The 17,136-nt window shown below is 42.4% G+C and carries 20 protein-coding genes; 5 read left to right on the top strand and 15 right to left on the bottom strand.

Annotation, left to right across the window (positions count from 1 at the left end; genetic code table 11):
• Positions 1-157: 157 nt before the first annotated feature.
• The 8 genes from CE058_RS07700 to spoIIM form a co-directional block, all read right to left on the bottom strand.
• Complete coding sequence (locus CE058_RS07700) at positions 158-1,321, bottom strand: D-alanyl-D-alanine carboxypeptidase family protein (protein WP_048008108.1); 1,164 nt, start codon at positions 1,319-1,321, stop codon at positions 158-160.
• Between the two features lie 145 nt (positions 1,322-1,466).
• A complete protein-coding gene (locus CE058_RS07695; RefSeq protein ID WP_163141783.1) occupies positions 1,467-2,771 on the bottom strand; it encodes a pyrimidine-nucleoside phosphorylase in 1,305 nt (434 codons plus the stop codon).
• Positions 2,772-3,078: 307 nt separating this feature from the next.
• Positions 3,079-3,900, bottom strand: coding sequence for a purine-nucleoside phosphorylase (locus CE058_RS07690; RefSeq protein ID WP_048008106.1), 822 nt, complete (start codon positions 3,898-3,900; stop codon positions 3,079-3,081).
• Between the two features lie 48 nt (positions 3,901-3,948).
• On the bottom strand, positions 3,949-5,133 hold the full coding sequence (deoB, locus tag CE058_RS07685) for a phosphopentomutase (RefSeq protein ID WP_048008105.1): 1,185 nt from the start codon (positions 5,131-5,133) through the stop codon (positions 3,949-3,951).
• Positions 5,134-5,388: 255 nt separating this feature from the next.
• Complete coding sequence (gene xerD, locus CE058_RS07680; protein WP_048008104.1) at positions 5,389-6,282, bottom strand: site-specific tyrosine recombinase XerD; 894 nt, start codon at positions 6,280-6,282, stop codon at positions 5,389-5,391.
• 9 nt (positions 6,283-6,291) lie between these two features.
• Positions 6,292-6,519, bottom strand: coding sequence for a YqzK family protein (locus tag CE058_RS07675; RefSeq protein WP_035330067.1), 228 nt, complete (start codon positions 6,517-6,519; stop codon positions 6,292-6,294).
• Positions 6,520-6,891: 372 nt separating this feature from the next.
• The gene (gene fur / locus CE058_RS07670; RefSeq protein WP_048008103.1) at positions 6,892-7,359 is read right to left on the bottom strand and encodes a ferric iron uptake transcriptional regulator; all 468 of its coding nucleotides are present in this window, start codon (positions 7,357-7,359) and stop codon (positions 6,892-6,894) included.
• A gap of 232 nt (positions 7,360-7,591) precedes the next feature.
• Complete coding sequence (gene spoIIM, locus CE058_RS07665) at positions 7,592-8,236, bottom strand: stage II sporulation protein M (protein WP_095244751.1); 645 nt, start codon at positions 8,234-8,236, stop codon at positions 7,592-7,594.
• A 173-nt stretch (positions 8,237-8,409) separates the two neighbouring features.
• Between spoIIM and CE058_RS07660 the strand changes: the two genes are divergently transcribed.
• On the top strand, positions 8,410-8,973 hold the full coding sequence (locus CE058_RS07660; RefSeq protein WP_048008101.1) for a GNAT family N-acetyltransferase: 564 nt from the start codon (positions 8,410-8,412) through the stop codon (positions 8,971-8,973).
• Positions 8,974-9,003: 30 nt separating this feature from the next.
• Here CE058_RS07660 and CE058_RS07655 read toward each other — a convergent pair whose 3' ends face one another.
• Together CE058_RS07655 and CE058_RS07650 are read right to left on the bottom strand one after the other, a co-directional pair.
• Entirely contained in the window at positions 9,004-10,170 is a 1,167-nt protein-coding gene (locus tag CE058_RS07655) for an endonuclease Q family protein (protein ID WP_048008100.1), read from the bottom strand.
• A gap of 1 nt (position 10,171) precedes the next feature.
• Entirely contained in the window at positions 10,172-10,723 is a 552-nt protein-coding gene (locus tag CE058_RS07650) for an NUDIX hydrolase (RefSeq protein ID WP_048008099.1), read from the bottom strand.
• A gap of 75 nt (positions 10,724-10,798) precedes the next feature.
• On the opposite strand from CE058_RS07650, the gene mciZ reads away from it, so the two are divergent.
• Together mciZ and CE058_RS07640 are read left to right on the top strand one after the other, a co-directional pair.
• Positions 10,799-10,933 carry a Z-ring formation inhibitor MciZ gene (mciZ, locus tag CE058_RS07645; protein ID WP_082138920.1) on the top strand — a complete coding sequence of 45 codons (135 nt, stop codon included), beginning with the start codon at positions 10,799-10,801 and terminating at the stop codon, positions 10,931-10,933.
• Positions 10,934-11,118: 185 nt separating this feature from the next.
• The gene (locus CE058_RS07640) at positions 11,119-12,042 is read left to right on the top strand and encodes an aldo/keto reductase (RefSeq protein WP_048008098.1); all 924 of its coding nucleotides are present in this window, start codon (positions 11,119-11,121) and stop codon (positions 12,040-12,042) included.
• A 63-nt stretch (positions 12,043-12,105) separates the two neighbouring features.
• On the opposite strand, the gene CE058_RS07635 is transcribed toward CE058_RS07640, so the two are convergent.
• The 5 genes from CE058_RS07635 to CE058_RS07615 all read right to left on the bottom strand — a co-directional run bounded on the left by CE058_RS07635 (position 12,106) and on the right by CE058_RS07615 (position 15,500).
• Complete coding sequence (locus tag CE058_RS07635; RefSeq protein WP_048008097.1) at positions 12,106-12,351, bottom strand: YqkE family protein; 246 nt, start codon at positions 12,349-12,351, stop codon at positions 12,106-12,108.
• Positions 12,352-12,428: 77 nt separating this feature from the next.
• Positions 12,429-12,800 carry a VOC family protein gene (locus CE058_RS07630; protein WP_048008096.1) on the bottom strand — a complete coding sequence of 124 codons (372 nt, stop codon included), beginning with the start codon at positions 12,798-12,800 and terminating at the stop codon, positions 12,429-12,431.
• Between the two features lie 69 nt (positions 12,801-12,869).
• Complete coding sequence (locus tag CE058_RS07625) at positions 12,870-13,538, bottom strand: CoA transferase subunit B (RefSeq protein ID WP_061793533.1); 669 nt, start codon at positions 13,536-13,538, stop codon at positions 12,870-12,872.
• Between the two features lie 27 nt (positions 13,539-13,565).
• On the bottom strand, positions 13,566-14,255 hold the full coding sequence (locus tag CE058_RS07620; protein WP_048008094.1) for a CoA transferase subunit A: 690 nt from the start codon (positions 14,253-14,255) through the stop codon (positions 13,566-13,568).
• A gap of 57 nt (positions 14,256-14,312) precedes the next feature.
• Positions 14,313-15,500: an acetyl-CoA C-acetyltransferase gene (locus tag CE058_RS07615; RefSeq protein ID WP_048008093.1), complete on the bottom strand. Its 1,188-nt coding sequence runs from the start codon at positions 15,498-15,500 to the stop codon at positions 14,313-14,315.
• Positions 15,501-15,679: 179 nt separating this feature from the next.
• Between CE058_RS07615 and CE058_RS07610 the strand changes: the two genes are divergently transcribed.
• Both CE058_RS07610 and CE058_RS25045 read left to right on the top strand, forming a co-directional pair.
• Positions 15,680-16,588 (top strand): hydroxymethylglutaryl-CoA lyase, encoded by a 909-nt coding sequence (locus CE058_RS07610; RefSeq protein WP_048008092.1) that lies wholly within the window; start codon positions 15,680-15,682, stop codon positions 16,586-16,588.
• Between the two features lie 107 nt (positions 16,589-16,695).
• Complete coding sequence (locus CE058_RS25045) at positions 16,696-16,827, top strand: hypothetical protein (protein WP_258750987.1); 132 nt, start codon at positions 16,696-16,698, stop codon at positions 16,825-16,827.
• Positions 16,828-17,136: the final 309 nt, after the last annotated feature.

The raw sequence follows: 17,136 nt of genomic DNA, 5'->3' as shown, positions 1-17,136 counted from the left end.
CTGCGCGTCTGTGGGGTCTCACCTGTCCCGCTACTCCCGCAGGACTTTGAATAAGCTTCCAGGATCTCGCACCTTCCGCTACAATCAACTCAGCAAATAATATACAAATAGCAACAAACCTTGCGAAAACACCCCTCTGACTAATATAAATGGTTATTTATTCAGTTTTTGAAAACAACCCCATTGATCGTTTAAACAATGTCCACCATGATGCTTCACTGCTGTCTTCTTTAGCAACTAAAGGGCTTTCAACTAAGACTTTTCCATCCTTTTTCAAGGTTAATGTTCCGATCTGATCACCCTTTTGGACAGGAGCTTTAATTTTTTTATTTAAAGTAATCTTCTGTTCAATTTCTTTAATGCTTTCACCTTTTTTAGTTAAAAGGGAAATTGGTTCACTGGTCAGGGCTTCAACCATCTTCTTTTCGCCTTTGCTGACTTCTACTTTTCCAAGAACGTGATTTCTTTCGTACATTGGGTGTGTCTTATATTGGCTAAATGCAAAGTCGAGCATTTTAGTCACTTGGGCATTGCGTTCTTTTGAAGTCGGTGCGCCAAAAACAACGGCTATAACCCGCATTCCGTCTTTCTCGGCTGTTGCCGTCAGACAGTATTTTGCCTCAGAGGTAAAGCCGGTTTTGAGGCCATCAACACCAGGATAAAAACGCACAAGGCGATTTGTATTGACCAGCCAGAATTTTTTATCTGTGTCTTCACGGAGATAGGCTTCATATGTGCCCGTAAAATCAGTTATTTTCTCATATTTAAGAAGCTCTTTGGCCATTATGGCCATATCATGTGCAGTACTGTAATGTTCCTTAGCTGACAGGCCTGTAGGGTTTTGGAATTGAGTATTTTTCAGCCCTAATTCCTTTGCCTTTTTATTCATCATTTCAACAAAAGCTTCTTCTGAACCGGCAATTCTCTCAGCCATTGCAACGGAAGCATCATTGCCGGAACCAATGGCAATCCCCTGCAGCATTTGCTTGGTGGTCATTTCTTCACCTGGCTCCAGGAAGATTTGCGAACCGCCCATTGATGCCGCATATTCGCTTGTCCGGATTTTCTCATCCCATGACAGCTTTCCTTCATCTATCGCTTCCATAATTAAGAGCATGGTCATGACTTTTGTCATGCTGGCAGGCGGAAGCTGTTCACCGCTGTTTTTTTCATACAATACCGAACCGGTATCACGCTCGATAAGAATTGCGGACTTCACATTATCCGCTAAATCTGCGCTGCTTTCTCTTGCAAACCCGGAAGGAGCAAAGATTGTTGCCATTAATAATGCTATTAACATTAATGAGACGAGTCGTTTCATCACACAATACCTCCATTCTTTATAGCCTCCATTTTTTCCAGTTAAAGAAAATTTATACAGTTCAGTAAGACTAAAAAGAAATTAAACAGTCAGCTCCACGCAAAAAAGCCGCCGGATATCACCCCGGCGGCTTCTTGATTCAGTATTATTCAGTTATTTCTTCATGAATTAATACTGGTGCCTCCACTTTTTCAGTGGACAGTGTAATGTTTTCATAAAGCATAGTTCTTACTTCTTCTACATTTTCGAAATTGCTGCAGATGGTGACGAGAGATTCGCCCTTCTGTACACGGTCGCCGATTTTCCTTCTTAAAATCAGGCCGACAGCCAGATCAATTTCTGATTCCTTGGTTGCTCTTCCTGCTCCCAATAGCATGGCTGCAGTTCCAATTTCATCCGCAACAATCTCAGAAACATAGCCATCCTGCTTAGCTTCTAATTCAAATGTATATTTTGCCTGAGGCAGTTTCTGCGGATCATCGACAACTGACGCATCTCCTCCTTGTGAGCTTAGGAATACTTTAAATGTTTCTAAAGCTGAACCGTCCTTCATAGCATTCTCTAATTTTTCGCGCGCTTCCTTCAATGAATCCGCTTTTCTCGCAAGGAAAACCATATGGCTACCAAGGGTCAGGCAAAGCTCAGTTAGATCTTCAGGTCCTTCGCCTCTTAATGTATCGATAGCTTCCTTTACTTCAAGGGCATTGCCAATGGCATAACCAAGCGGCTGGCTCATATCTGAGATGACAGCCATTGTGTTTCTGCCAACATTATTTCCAATGCGGACCATCGCTTTTGCTAATTCACGTGAATCATCAAGTGTCTTCATAAATGCGCCGGCGCCTGTCTTAACATCAAGGACAATGGCGTCAGCACCTGCAGCGATTTTTTTGCTCATAATCGAGCTTGCAATCAGAGGAATACTGTCCACTGTGGCTGTTACATCGCGCAGTGCATATAACTTTTTGTCTGCAGGCGTTAGGTTCCCGCTCTGGCCAATGACTGCAATTTTATTTTGATTAACAAGCTTAATAAATTCTTCATTCTCTATCTCAACATGGAATCCTTCAACAGCCTCAAGCTTGTCGATTGTTCCTCCTGTATGTCCAAGGCCGCGCCCTGACATCTTCGCAACCGGAACACCTACTGCAGCTACAAGCGGGCCCAGTACGAGTGTTGTTGTATCACCTACACCGCCAGTTGAATGTTTATCTACTTTAATTCCTTCTATTTTGGATAAGTCGATTTGATCACCGGATTCTACCATTGCCATAGTTAAGTTGGCTCTTTCGTTCTCTGTCATCCCCTGGAAGAAGATTGCCATTGTTAATGCACTTACCTGATAATCCGGGATTGAACCGTCTGTGTATCCTTTAATGACAAATTGAATTTCTTCTGACGTTAACTCCAGTCCGTCTCTTTTCTTTTCAATAAGATCCACCATTCTCATCAGCAAACACCACTTTCATTTATTCATTTCCTATGGCTTTAGTCTAATCGATTGTTGTTTTACTTAAAAAGTCAGCCCGTTGATTTCAGCACGGGGCACTTGCTTTCCGGGGGGAGGAACGGGAGCCTCCTCGGCTTCGCCTGTGGGTCTCCCGACCCCTCTCCTCCCGCAGGGCATTAAATAAGCTCCCTCGAATGAACACCGCACGAAGAAAATGCGATAGCATTTTCGAGGATCAAGTACCCTCCGCTCCAATAAACTCAGTTATTAAACCAAGTTAGCAGCATAACCGCCAAAATTACTAAGCTTAGGCACCAAGTTCCTTAACAATTGCTTTCACATAACGAAGGAAGTCAGCTTTGACTTTTTCTGTAGTTTCGATTACTTCTTCATGGTTAAGGGGCTGGTCAAGGATGCCGGCTGCCATGTTTGAGATACAGGAGATTCCAAGTACCTTCATGCCTGAATGCTGTGCCACAATCACTTCCGGAACAGTTGACATCCCGACTGCATCTCCGCCCATTGTTCTCAGCATACGAACTTCTGCAGGGGTTTCATATGTTGGGCCTGTATTACCGACATATACTCCTTCCTGAATCTTCAGGTTCAGCTTTTCTGCTAGTCCTCTGGCAAGTTTCCTCAATTCTTTGGAATATGCTTCTGACATATCCGGAAAACGCGGACCCATGCGGGAATCATTAGGACCGATTAAAGGGTTGCTGCCCATATTGTTGATATGGTCTGAAATAAGCATTAAATCCCCTGGAGAATAGCTTTCATTCACTCCGCCTGCCGCATTCGTAACAATGAGCTTCTCAACACCCATCTCATTCATAACTCTTACAGGGAAGGTTACCTTATCGAAGGAGTATCCTTCGTAATAATGGAACCGGCCTTGCATAGCAACCACTTCAATGCCGTTCAAGCGTCCAAATACAAGCTGTCCTGCATGACCCTCTACTGTTGATACAGGAAAATCAGGAATCTCATTGTATGGGATTTTAACCGGTTCTTCGATTTCGTCTGCCAATACACCAAGTCCTGAGCCTAAAATCAGCCCAATCTTTGGCTGGCCTGTATATTTATTTTTAAGAAATTCAGCCGCATTTTGAATTTTGCTGTAATCCATTTTCAATCTCCTCTTCTGCATTTATAATGTAATTATTTCAGAATGTAATTATTTCAGTTGGTTCAAAAAGCTTTTGCCATAGGCCGGCATTTTCACATTAAAGTTATCCGCTATAGTCGCCCCAATATCTGCAAAGGTTTCACTGACCGGAAGCTCTTTTCCTTCTTCCATATCTTTTGAATAAACAAGAAGCGGAACGTATTCTCTCGTATGATCTGTGCCATGATGGACAGGGTCATTGCCGTGGTCTGCTGTAATTATTAATAAGTCGCCATCCTGCATTTTTTCAAATACTTCAGGCAGGCGTTCATCAAACTCTTCAAGAGCTTTTCCATACCCTTCAGGATCACGTCTATGGCCAAATAATGCATCAAAGTCCACCAGATTTACAAAGCTCAGGCCTGTAAATTCTTTATCAAACGTTTCGATCAGCTTATCCATTCCATCCATATTTGATGTTGTGCGAATGGCCTCAGTTATTCCCTCTCCATCATAAATGTCGGAGATTTTCCCAATAGCCACTACATCAAGTCCGCCATCTGCCATTTCATTCATTACTGTGCGGTCAAATGGCTTTAACGCATAATCATGTCTGTTTGATGTTCTTTGGAAATTTCCCGGCTCGCCTACGAATGGTCTGGCAATCACACGGCCTACCATATACTTTTCGTCAAGTGTCAGCTCCCGTGCGATTTTACAGATTTTATACTGTTCCTCAATTGGAATGATATCTTCATGTGCCGCAATCTGCAGAACTGAATCGGCTGATGTATAAACAATCAGAGCTCCTGTTCTCATATGCTCTTCTCCTAGTTCAACCAGGATTTCTGTTCCGCTTGCAGGCTTATTTCCAATAATCTTCCTGCCGGTGCGTGCTTCAAGTTCTGAAATCAACTCGTCCGGAAATCCATCAGGAAAAACTCTAAATGGAGTTTGTATATTCAACCCCATAATTTCCCAGTGGCCAGTCATTGTGTCTTTTCCGTTTGATGCTTCCTGCATCTTCGTGTAAAACGCCTTAGGGTTATCCGCTTTTTCGATTCCTTTGATTTCGCGGATATTACTGAGACCAAGTATGCCCATGTTCGGCATCTTCAGGCCATTCATTTTTTCTGCGATGTGGCCGATCGTATCGGCACCTTTATCACCAAACTTATCGGCATCAGGCGCTTCTCCGATTCCCACTGAATCCATGACAATTAAAAAAACACGCTTATATGTATATGCAGACATTTAAAAACCTCCTAATTATTTGAATACGGTTACAAAAATCATATTCGTATAGTACCCTTTTTAGGTTTATTTAACACTGATTCTCTTGTTGGAGCCAGGGTGTATACCGCCACTCCCGCATTTTAAAACATATTAAGGATAGCCCTTTCATTTGTCAGAAGTCTGACATCTATATTTTACCTAATAAACAGGTAAAATGACAAGAAAAAGCTGCCTATTTTTATGGCAGCTTTATGACATTTGGTTTTTTCTATTTTAAGCACGCGGATGGTATTGACTGTACACATCTTTAAGCCGTGTTTTGGTTACATGCGTATAAATTTGCGTAGTAGAAATATCGGCATGTCCAAGCATTTCCTGGACAGCCCGCAAATCTGCCCCATTTTCCAGCAGATGAGTGGCAAATGAATGCCTCAGCGTATGTGGAGTCAGCTCCTTCTCGATCCCTGCCTCCTGGGACAGCCGCTTCAGTATTTTCCAGAATCCCTGTCTCGAAAGACGTCTTCCGTGATGATTTAAAAATAAAGCTTCATCCCTATACTTTTTAGAAACGAACTTGCCTCTTCCTTCAGTTAAATACCTTTCAAGCGCTTCAGAAGCTGTTTTGCCAATAGGCACAATCCGTTCCTTGTTCCCTTTGCCAATACATCTTACAAAGCCCATCGTTAAATGAACATCACCTGAGTTCAGGCCTATCAGCTCACTTACACGAATGCCTGTAGCATATAAAAGTTCAAGCATGGCTTTATCCCGCAGACCAAAGTGATCCTTAATCTCCGGAAAATCCAATAAAGTTTCCACTTCCTGCATGTTTAATACTTTTGGAAGCGAACGTTCCATTTGCGGTGTTTCTATATGGACAGAAGGATCATGGCCAACTGCTTTTTCGCGGAGCAGAAATTGGTGAAAGGCCCTTATGGAGGCTATATGCCGGGCCAGAGTTTTTGAGGATTTGCCCTGTTTTTTTAAAAAGCCGAGAAATTGAACAATTTGCATGCGCTGCACATCCTCAAGGCTTGCAAGCTTCTCTTCCGACTTGAGATACTTCAGATAACTTTTCAAATCTCTTTCATAAGAGATAATTGTATTCTTGGCGAGGCCTTTTTCTACAAGTAAATAATGAATAAAGTCTTTTAACTGATCATCCATATGATAGCATTACTCCCCGTTTAAGTAGAAAAGAATTAACCGGTCCAGCAAGCTCCTATCTTCATCAGTTCCGCTCGCTGACACCTTAACAGCCGCTCCCCTTGGTTCGTCATAGCGGTGATAATCCTGGTATTCTTCATTTAACCACATAATACCATAATAAAAAAGGATTGTGCATCCAGTAAAAATCACAAAAACTTTAATGGTCTGAAAAGCCATGCCCAGCCAGGATTTCATGGTTTGGTCCTCCATAACTTTTAATAAAAAAGAAAGATATTCAGCTTTCTATTATTAAAAGGTATGCCATTTTGGACAAGAATTATACCTGAATTTGCATAAATAGTGTTTCTTCAGGGCACTTATTCTGTTTGTGTAAACAGCTCAAATAAATGTTCCCCGTTGATTTCCGCTCAGATTGCTCAGCGAACCGTGGGATTTTGAATAAGCTTCCCGGACACCGCATGAAGAAATGCGAATGCATTTTCGAGGATCTCGCACCTTCCGCTTCAATCAACTCAGTAAATAAGATACAAAAAGCAACAAACCCTTCGAAAACACCCAAAATAAAAAGCCTATTCTAATGTAGAATAAGCTTTGCCAATAATCATATTAATTTTCATCTGCTTCGGTTTCTGTTTGTTTATCCTGGCAGCGGTAGCAGATGCCATGGAACGTAAGGCGGTGATCCTTTATTTTGAAGTTCCAGCGGCGTTCAACCACTTCTTCTACGTCTTCAAGCAAATCTTCCTGTATTTCATCAACAGCTCCGCACTCAATACAGACTAAATGGTGGTGAAAATGGGCTGCCCCTTCCTGACGCAGGTCATAACGGGAAACTCCATCACCGAAGTTGATTTTATCGACAATTTTTAATTCAGTCAGCAATTCAAGTGTTCTATATACAGTTGCCAAGCCTATCTCAGGCGATTTCTCTTTTACTAGGAGGTAGACATCTTCCGCACTTAAATGATCCTCTTCGTGTTCTAACAGGACGCGAACTGTTGCCTCTCGCTGTGGTGTTAGTTTATAGCTGGATGAATGCAACTGTTTTTTGATTCTTTCAATTCTGCTTTCCATACCGAAAGTCCCTCCCTCGCCACTAACATTCTCATTATAACAGAAATAAGTTCACATTCAAAATAAAATAATTATAAATAACAAACGATAATGAATTTAATATAATAGTAATTATAATTTTCTTTAAAACAGTTTTAAACCTCTTTATATGTACCCTATATTATAATCTTTATCCTTTTCCCGTACAGCAAAAAGGCAGAGCCAGCAGCTCTGCCTTTAGCAATGATTATTATCAGGATTGGATTGAACTAACAACAGACTTCATTAAGACAGGCGAGATAAATGCCTCTACCCCGGCTGCAGCGATTAGAAACAGAATGGCCACAGCAAAAGCAATCATATATCTTCCAAAAAGAGGCATCATGGGCTGTCCGGCTTTCTTCATAAATTGTCTTCTAATCATCTTTAAAGAGAAAGACACAGCCAGTGTTGCGGCGATTATAAAGATAGGTATGATGATCAGGTTCTGGGGAAGGACCGATACGAAGGAAAGTAAAAATCCTTCCCATCCCATTCGATTAACGAGAAAGCCAACTGTAAAGCCAACCACCATGCCTTTCATAAATAACAGAATCAGAATGACTGGCAGTCCAATTATGGAGATTCCCAAAATCCACATCAATCCTATAAATTTTGTATTATGGAAAAAGCTTTGTTTGAATAATTCATCCGCTGCTGCAATATGCCCATCTGATACTTGTCCAAAAAACTGAGACAGATAATAAAATAAATCTTCTTTTTGTGTAAAACTCAAGCTATTTACAACGATAGCTCCAAAAATCACACCCATCAGAAATAAAACAATAACAAATAAGTAAATTGAGGAATGTTCGCGAAAGTGGGCTGCTGCGGCGTTCTGGTACATTTTTTTCTTCATTGCTCATCCTCCTAAGACAAAACAAATTGGATATTAAATTGTATGCCTGTCCCGGAATTGTATGACAAAGAATTGTGCTGCTCACAATTATGAAAAAAGTTCTTGAATACTTCATATTTTTTTTGCTATAATTTTCAAAATTATTTAAATTATCATTGGGGGCGCTGGAGAAAATGGATCCGATTTTAATAGAGTTTCCAGAAAGAATTGAAACAGAAAGACTTTATATGAGGCCCGCCTTGCCCGGAGACGGAAAAACTGTTCATGAAGCTGTGTCAGCTTCAGCTGCCGAGCTTAAAAAATGGCTTCCTTTTGCACAGAATGAACAATCAGCTGATGAAGTTGAGGCGGGTATCCGCAATTCCTATGCCAAGTTTATTCAAAGGGAAGATTTCCGTATCCATATTTATAGGAAAGAAGACGATGTATTTGTCGGCTCTACTGGCCTGCATCGCATAGATTGGGATGTCCGCAAAATCGAAATTGGCTATTGGGGTGATGTGAGGTTTCGGAAGAACGGCTATATTTCTGAAGCTGCTGCAGGCTTGACGAAGTTTGCCTTTGAGCATTTTCAAGCAAACAGAGTGGAAATCAGATGTGATCCGAGAAACATTAACAGCCGGAGAATTCCCGAAAAGCTGGGGTACACACTTGAAGGAATCCTGATTAATGACAGTCTAAGCGCAGATGGAAAAGAGCTTAGAGATACTTGTATTTATGCTAAAGTCAGCAGCTAAAAAAATAGAGCCTCGATGGGCTCTATTTTTTTATGAATCAACAATTCTGCCGTACTTGCCTCCGCCCCCTGCCTGGAGGTTTAGCTTTCCTTCACGCGCTTTTCCAATAAGCATGGCTGTTTTCTCAGGAATTACTTTGCTGATTTCTGAGAAAGGAACATCATGAAGAATGGCCATTTCAGTTCCGAAATGATTCAGGAGCTTCTCGAGCATTTTCGGGCCTAACCCTGGTATGAACTCAAGAGGGACCTGATGAATATAAGGCGGCCGTACATCGGGCAATCCTCCTGAAGATTTTAGTTCAGAGATCCGGTCAGCCACGCCTTTGATAAATTTGTGGTGATTGCAATTTCGGCATTTACCATTCTCTTCATCAAAGGGGCCAAAACATTCGGAACAAACAGTCTGATGGTATTTTCCGAGTAGAGGATCCAGCCCGTAATTGGCTTTAACCCTGCATTTTTCTTTTCCGGCCAAAGCCTTGTGCAGTTCAGCAAATGTAGGTGCTTCCATTTCCAGAACCTGATATTCTCTGGCGATCTTTTTTAGTGAATGGGCATCTGAATTTGTTAAGAATGTATATCTATGAAGTTCAGCTATTTGATCAGCCATCATCGTATCTGCACTAAGCCCCAGCTCAATTGCATCAATTAGATCAGGATCAAAAACCTCTGACAGCGACCGCTCTACGCCTTTCCCGAATAGACTCTTAAACGGGGTAAAAACATGGGCAGGAATAAAAAGCCCATCCAGTTCCTTTACTTTTTCCTGCAGCATTCTGCCTGAGGCATAAATTCTTTGAGAGCTTAATGTTATGTTCTTTAAATACCCTGTCAGCCAGGAAGAGAAATCCTTCATTGCGGATAGGGTTGGAAAGTAGCAAAGGACATGGATAGGGCCTTTACAGGAATCATCATAAATTTCAAGCTCCGACCCGGGAATAATCGTCAAATCTCCGTATTGGAGTCCCCCGTCCTTATGCTCGGTTACAAAGCCTTTTTGGGCCAAGTCCTCGATTTCAAGGATGACTTCAGGAGAATGACAGTCAATAATGCCAATGATATCTAGCCCCTTTTCATTGCGGGCATGCCTGATGATATTAGTGAAGGTAAGGGATTTAGCGCCTGTTATTTTAACTGGCTTTCCCGTAAACGTACGTCCAATATGGATATGAAGATCAGCAAAAAACCGCTTCATGCTATTTTTTCAGCGCTTCTTGAAGCTGCAGATATTGGATTGCATAAGCAGTTTTCGCATCATAAACCTTTTGCTCCTCAAGCAGGGATATGGCTTCCTCAAGGGTTACCTCTAAAAGGTTCACAAATTCATCTTCATCAGGCGAAGCGGCATCTTCTTTTTTCTTAAGACCCTTTGCTATATATAGATGTACGAGCTCATCGGCAAATCCGGGAGAAGTGTAGAATGAGATCAGCCATTCCAATTCCGTGCAGGCGTACCCCGTTTCCTCTTCCAGTTCCCTTTCTGCACACACGCTGGGTTCTTCTCCTGCTTCAAGCTTTCCGGCAGGAATTTCAGCAATAATCTTGTCCAGTGCTTTTCGATATTGTTCAACCATCACTATTTTATTATCTTCTGTTACTGCCAATACAGCTACTGCTCCGGGATGTTTGATAATTTCCCGCTTCGATGTTTTGCCATTCGGCAGCTCAACATCCTCCACCTGCAGACTAATGACTTTTCCTGTGAAGATTTTTTCAGTCTTAAGTGTTTTTTCTTCTAGGCGGCTCATTGTTTCAGTCACTCCTGTTCTATTCCGGTAATGATTGCTCATACATTTTATCATACTTGATGAGGGGGAGTTGGCATGAAGGTGTATGTCCATAATAGGGGAATTATTCTGGCCGGCAAAGCCTGGGAAGTCCGTGAGAAGCTAAAACAATACAGCAGGCAGTATGTCCTTGTAAAAGACTGGGTTGAATCTCAGAACATTATAAAGTGAACTTCAATCAGTGGAGGTTTTCCTTATCCCCACTGCTTGTCAGTTGAACTTATCCTCCTGATTAATATTAGTTTTGAAGTGGGGGTCTTACTGCCCGTTAGACGATAAAATGATAAGCCTCTAAATTTGAGTATGCCTCATTTGTTTATGTACAATTATAGAAAACATTCAAATGAGGTGGGTACTTGAAAAAGAGAAGACTTGGAAATTCAGACTTGTACGTAAGCGAGCTGGGGCTGGGCTGCATGTCAATTGGCACCAACCCTTATAAGGCCCAGGAAATTATTGAAGCGGCTCTTGAAGAAGGAATCAATTATTTCGATACAGCCGATTTATACGACTTTGGCGAAAATGAAAAGCTTGTCGGACAATCCTTAAAGAATGTCCGCGAACAGGTGATCATTGCAACCAAAGCCGGCAACCGCTGGAATAAAAATAGAGACGGCTGGAGCTGGGACCCCTCTAAACGCCATATCAAAGAAGCTGTAAAAGACAGCTTGAAAAGACTGTCTACCGACTATATCGATTTATATCAGCTTCACGGCGGCACAATTGAAGATCCGATTGATGAAACCATTGAAGCATTTGAGGAACTAAAGGAAGAAGGATACATCCTCCAATATGGCATTTCCTCCATTCGCCCAAATGTCATTCGGGAATTCACCTCAAAATCATCCATTGTTTCTGTCATGATGCAATACAGCATTTTAGACCGGCGTCCTGAAGAAGAAGCGCTGCCTCTTCTTAATCAAAAAGGCATCAGTGCTGTTACTAGAGGACCGCTGGCCAAAGGGCTGCTCAGCGACAAAATGCTGGATAAAGCATCAGAATCGGTAAAAGAGAAAGGCTATTTGGATTACAGCTATGCTGAATTGGAAAAAACGCTCACCAGCCTACGGGAAAAAATTTCAGACCAGCGCACCATGAATGAGATAGCATTTCAGTATAATCTCGCGGACCCAGCAGTCGCTTCTATTACAGCAGGTGCAAGCCGGGCTGAGCAAGTAAAAGCCAATGCAGAAGCAGCAAGAGCCATTCCTCTCAATGAAGATGAATTGGCTATCATTAAATCTATTGCAAAGCTAAATAAATATGCGCAGCATAGATGATCGAAAGTCCATAATTTAAGACAAGAAAGGGGCTGACGGAAAAGTCTGCCCCTTCTTTTAATGTTATTTGTATTCTTTCCAGTTAAGATCGCTCTCTCCAAGCAGTTCTTCAAAACTTTTATTTTTTTCGCGCAGTCTTCTTTCCTCTCTTTTTCTGCGCTCTTCTTCTTCCTTCTGTTTATCTTCAGCAGCCTTTAATTCCTGCTTTTTCCCTTTCAGCTGCTCCACCAGATCTTGGTTCAGCATGTCGCCTAGCGTGACTGGTTTGTCGTCTTTCTTAGGCTGGGAATGGTGTTTTTTCTTTTTCATATAATCCCCTCATCAACTGATTTTGCCATTTATTATAGCATATTTTATTATTCATGAAGGAGCAGGCTAAATCACTTTTATGGTAAAAATTCCAGAAACTCAATTCTGTTTCCGAATGGATCATCTACAAAGAACCTCTCTCTTCCTTCTATCGGAGGTTCTTCCTTTATTGTTATTTTCTGCTCTTGAAGACTGCTTCTCAAGGCTTCCAGGTTGTCCACAATAAATCCAGGGTGGGCTTTTTTGGCAGGCAGGAAGCCCTCCTGCACCCCGATATGAATTTCCTGATTTCCGCAAATAAACCAGCAGCCTCCTCGCTTTTGAAGATTTTCAGGCTTGGGAATTTCCTTCAGGCCAAGCTGTTCACCGTAAAATTTTCTGGCTTCCTCCTCGCAGCCTTTCGGAGCTGCCAGCTGGATATGGTCGATTCCTTTAAAGGAAAAACTCATTTTTTCTCCTCTTTTCTTTAGGCTGAAAATAATGAAAAGCACAGCATGCAGCTGTACTTTTCAGATGTATTAGTATGCTTCTGTTACAACGTTTTCATCAACCTGCAATTGGGGTTCTGTCGAATTGATAATATCCTCAATTGTGAAGCCTTTAGCTACTTCAACAAGCTTCAAACCGGACTCGGTGACATCGATGACTGCCCGCTCAGTTATAATGCGGTCAACGACATTTTTACCTGTTAAAGGCAGGCTGCATTCTTTAAGAATTTTTGAATCGCCATTTTTATTAGTGTGATCCATAATGACAATGATTTTATTGGCGCCATGAACCAGATCCATTGCACCGCCCATTCCCTTGATCATTTTTCCGGGAATCATCCAGTTGGCAAGATCTCCTTTTTCAGAGACTTCCATACCGCCGAGAATGGCAATATTCACATGGCCGCCCCTGATCATTGCAAAAGATTCAGCGCTATCAAAATAAGATGATCCCGGGATGGCTGTAACTGTTTCTTTTCCTGCGTTAATCAGATCCGGATCAACTTCACTTTCTGCAGGATACGGGCCGATGCCCAGTAATCCATTTTCAGATTGCAGGACCACTTCCTTATTATCAGAAATATAATTGGCAACCAATGTTGGCATACCGATTCCCAAATTCACGTAAAAGCCATTTTCAATTTCCTTTTCAGCCCGTCTGGCAATTTTTTCGCGTACTGCCGCTTTATCGTTACTCATGACACCATCTCCTTCCGCCACTGGTATTTATTTCTTCACCGTCAGTCTTTCAATGCGCTTCTCCTGTTTCCCTTCAATCAGTGATTGAACATAGATGCTCGGGGTATGAATATAATTCGGATCCAGTTCACCAATCTCATAAAGCGTCTCCACTTCTGCAATTGTCACTTTGCCGGCTGCTGCAATCATCGGATTGAAGTTTCGGGCCGTTTTGTGATAAACAAGATTGCCCATCTTATCGCCCTTCCATGCCCTCACGAGACTGAAGTCTGCTTTCAGAGCATCTTCAAGGAGATATTCCTTGCCGTCAAACATCTTCGTCTCTTTCCCCTCTGCAATTGGGGTCCCTACTCCAGCTGGTGTGTAAAAAGCAGGAATGCCTGCGCCGCCCGCACGTATTTTCTCTGCCAGTGTTCCTTGAGGAAGCAGCTCTACTTCAATTTCCCCTGAGAGAACCTGTCTTTCAAACTCTTTGTTTTCCCCAACATACGAACCAACCATTTTCTTAATCTGTTTATTTTTTAAAAGCAGTCCAAGTCCCCAATCGTCAACACCGCAGTTATTCGAAATGACTGTCAGATCCTTAACCCCTTTTTCAACTAAAGCCAGAATAAGGTTTTCCGGAATTCCGCACAGACCGAAACCGCCAACCATAAGGACAGCACCATCGTGAATTTCCTGAACCGCTTCACTGAAGGAAGTACAAATTTTCTTCACTTCAATCTCTCCTTTCATTAAAAAATACTTATTTTTACTGACTATTATCAAAAACGGCTATGCAAGCTCCACTACTGTAGCTACCCCTTGGCCTCCGCCAATGCAAAGAGTTGCAAGGCCTTTCTTTGCCTGTCTTTTTTGCATCTCATGAATAAGAGTTACAAGGATTCGTGCTCCGCTTGCACCGATCGGATGTCCGAGTGCAATGGCCCCGCCATTAACATTAAGGATCTCCTTGTTAAAACGAAGCTCCCTGTCAACTGCAAGCGACTGGGCTGCAAATGCCTCGTTTGCTTCAATCAGCTCCAATTCTTCTATGGAAACAGATGCCTTTTCAAGCGCTTTTTTCACAGCGGCAACAGGACCAATGCCCATGATGCTTGGATCCACACCTGCACTTGCATTTCCTTTAATCGTCACTAATGGTTTAAGCCCCAGTTCATCTGCTTTCTTTCTGCTCATAACCAGCAATACAGCTGCCCCATCATTAATCCCGGACGCATTTCCGGCTGTTACGCTGCCATCTTTCTTAAACGCCGGACGCAGGCCTGCGAGCTTATCAGCAGTTGTCCCTTTTTTCGGATACTCGTCTGTATCAAAAACTATCGGATCCCCTTTTCGCTGAGGAATTTCAACCGGAACGATTTCATCTTTGAATTTTCCTTCTTCAATTGCCTTTGCCGCCTTTTCCTGGCTGTCTGCGGCAAATTTGTCCTGTTCTTCCCTGCTCAGCTCATATTTCGAGCAAAGATTTTCAGCCGTAACTCCCATATGGTAATCATTAAAAGCACACCAGAGACCGTCTGAAATCATCGAATCTATAAGTTTTTGGTCTCCCATTTTAAAGCCATTTCTTGCATTTTTCAGTATGTAAGGCGCCTGGCTCATATTTTCCATGCCGCCTGCGATCACTGCTTCGGCATCGCCGGCCAAAATGGCCTGTGCTGCTAAATGGACCGCCTTCAGCCCTGAACCGCAAACTTTATTAATCGCCATTGCGGAAACGCTTTCAGGAAGGCCCGCTTTAAGAGCTGCCTGCCTTGCTGTGTTTTGGCCCAGGCCTGCCTGCAGGACATTTCCCAGGATTACTTCATCTATTTGATCCGGTGTTACACCTGCTTTTTCAAGAGCGCCTTTTATCGCAATCGCCCCAAGCTCTGGTGCTGATACATCTTTAAGACTTCCATTGAAACTGCCGATTGCTGTCCGGACAGCGCTGACTATTACGACTTCTGTTTGTGCCATCTCTCTCATCCTTTCAAAACATCTCTTTGCTTATATTCGTTGAGGGATATCAAAATTCCTTTTATTTTGTCAAAATTTCTATTATTCTTGCAATCGAAAATACTTTCCTAATACAATAAATTTAAGGACGCCGAGAAAACGCTTACTAAAAATTAAATTATGAAACGGGAGAGGAAAACATGACGCTTGCATTTCCAGATAAAGTAACAATTATTGAAGTGGGCCCGCGTGATGGACTGCAAAATGAAAAGTCGTTTGTACCGACTGAGGTTAAGAAAGACTTTATTAAAAGTTTAAAAAATGCAGGATTAACAGAATTGGAGCTTACTTCTTTTGTGTCTCCTAAATGGGTCCCGCAGATGGGGGATGCAGCTGAAATTACGGCCGATTGCCTTGGTGCGGATACAAGGGATATCGTGCTTGCCCCGAACCGCAAAGGCATTGACAGAGTATATATGACTGATTGCCGGGCTGTTGCCGTTTTCGTTGGTGTAAGCAATACATTTAACAAGAAAAACATCAATAAAACCACTCAGGAAAGCATGGATGAACTAAAACCGATTATCGGAGAACTGAAGGAGAAAGGCTACTTTGTCCGCGCATGCATCTCTACAGCATTTTATTGTCCGTATGAAGGAGCCATCAATCCTGAAGATACAGTTGGGCTATGCCGTCAATTTACAGAGGCAGGAGCTGATGAATTAAGCGTGGCAGATACGATCGGGATGGCTGCTCCCCATGAATCATATGGGCTATTTTCCCGTTTGAAAGCAGAGTTTCCAAATACCCTTATCACTGCACACTTCCACGACACAAGAAAAATGGCCCTCACAAATATTTTTGCAGCCCTGCAGGCAGGTGTCGACCGGTTTGACACATCCGCCGGCGGACTTGGCGGATGCCCATTTGCCCCTGGCGCTGCAGGCAATGCTGCAACAGAAGATGTTGTTTATATGCTTGAGCGCATGGGAATTGAAACCAATGTTAATCTGGACCAATTAATGGAAGCTGTAAAAATTGTTCAGCCACATCTTTCCAGACCGATTGAAAGTACGTATTTCAGGCTAAATGCTCAAACTGTTCAATAGCATTACAGTTTTAGATGAATAATGCCCCCTTTTTTATCGCATCTTATTAGATGAAAGCAGCTGACGAATTCATGTTCTGCTGCAGCCATTAAAAGGGGGATAATCCTATGAGCCAAAAACGTGATAAAGGATATAGCCAGAAGGGGAAGCCGAATTCCGATACAGTCAGCCAGACAATTGCCGCCGAGGAATTAGAAAAAGCTATTCATCCAACTAAAAGACAAAACGCACAGCAATAAGCCGCCAAAAAGCGGCTTTTTTTGTGCCGGAACCCCTTTATGAAATTTCACCATGTCCCGGTTAACATCTCTGTTTTAATTTTATCCATAATGGTAAAATAAAGTAAAACTTCAATCAGTGGGGGTTTTCTTTTATCCCCCACTGATTGTTAGTTGAGGCCCACAGTAATTGGGCTCACAGAGACGTTGCCACTGGACAAGGAAAGCTACGGCAGCGATACATCGCACGACCGAAAGCGGCAGCTTTTGGGAGGACGTGGTGTTCTTAGTCTTTGTCCTTATTTCGGGCCTTTACATTATAAAGCGAGG

The organism is Bacillus sp. 22-7, from assembly GCF_010628845.1.
In the GTDB taxonomy this organism is placed as follows: domain Bacteria; phylum Bacillota; class Bacilli; order Bacillales; family Cytobacillaceae; genus Cytobacillus; species Cytobacillus firmus_B.
This window is presented reverse-complemented; position numbering and strand designations above follow the sequence as displayed.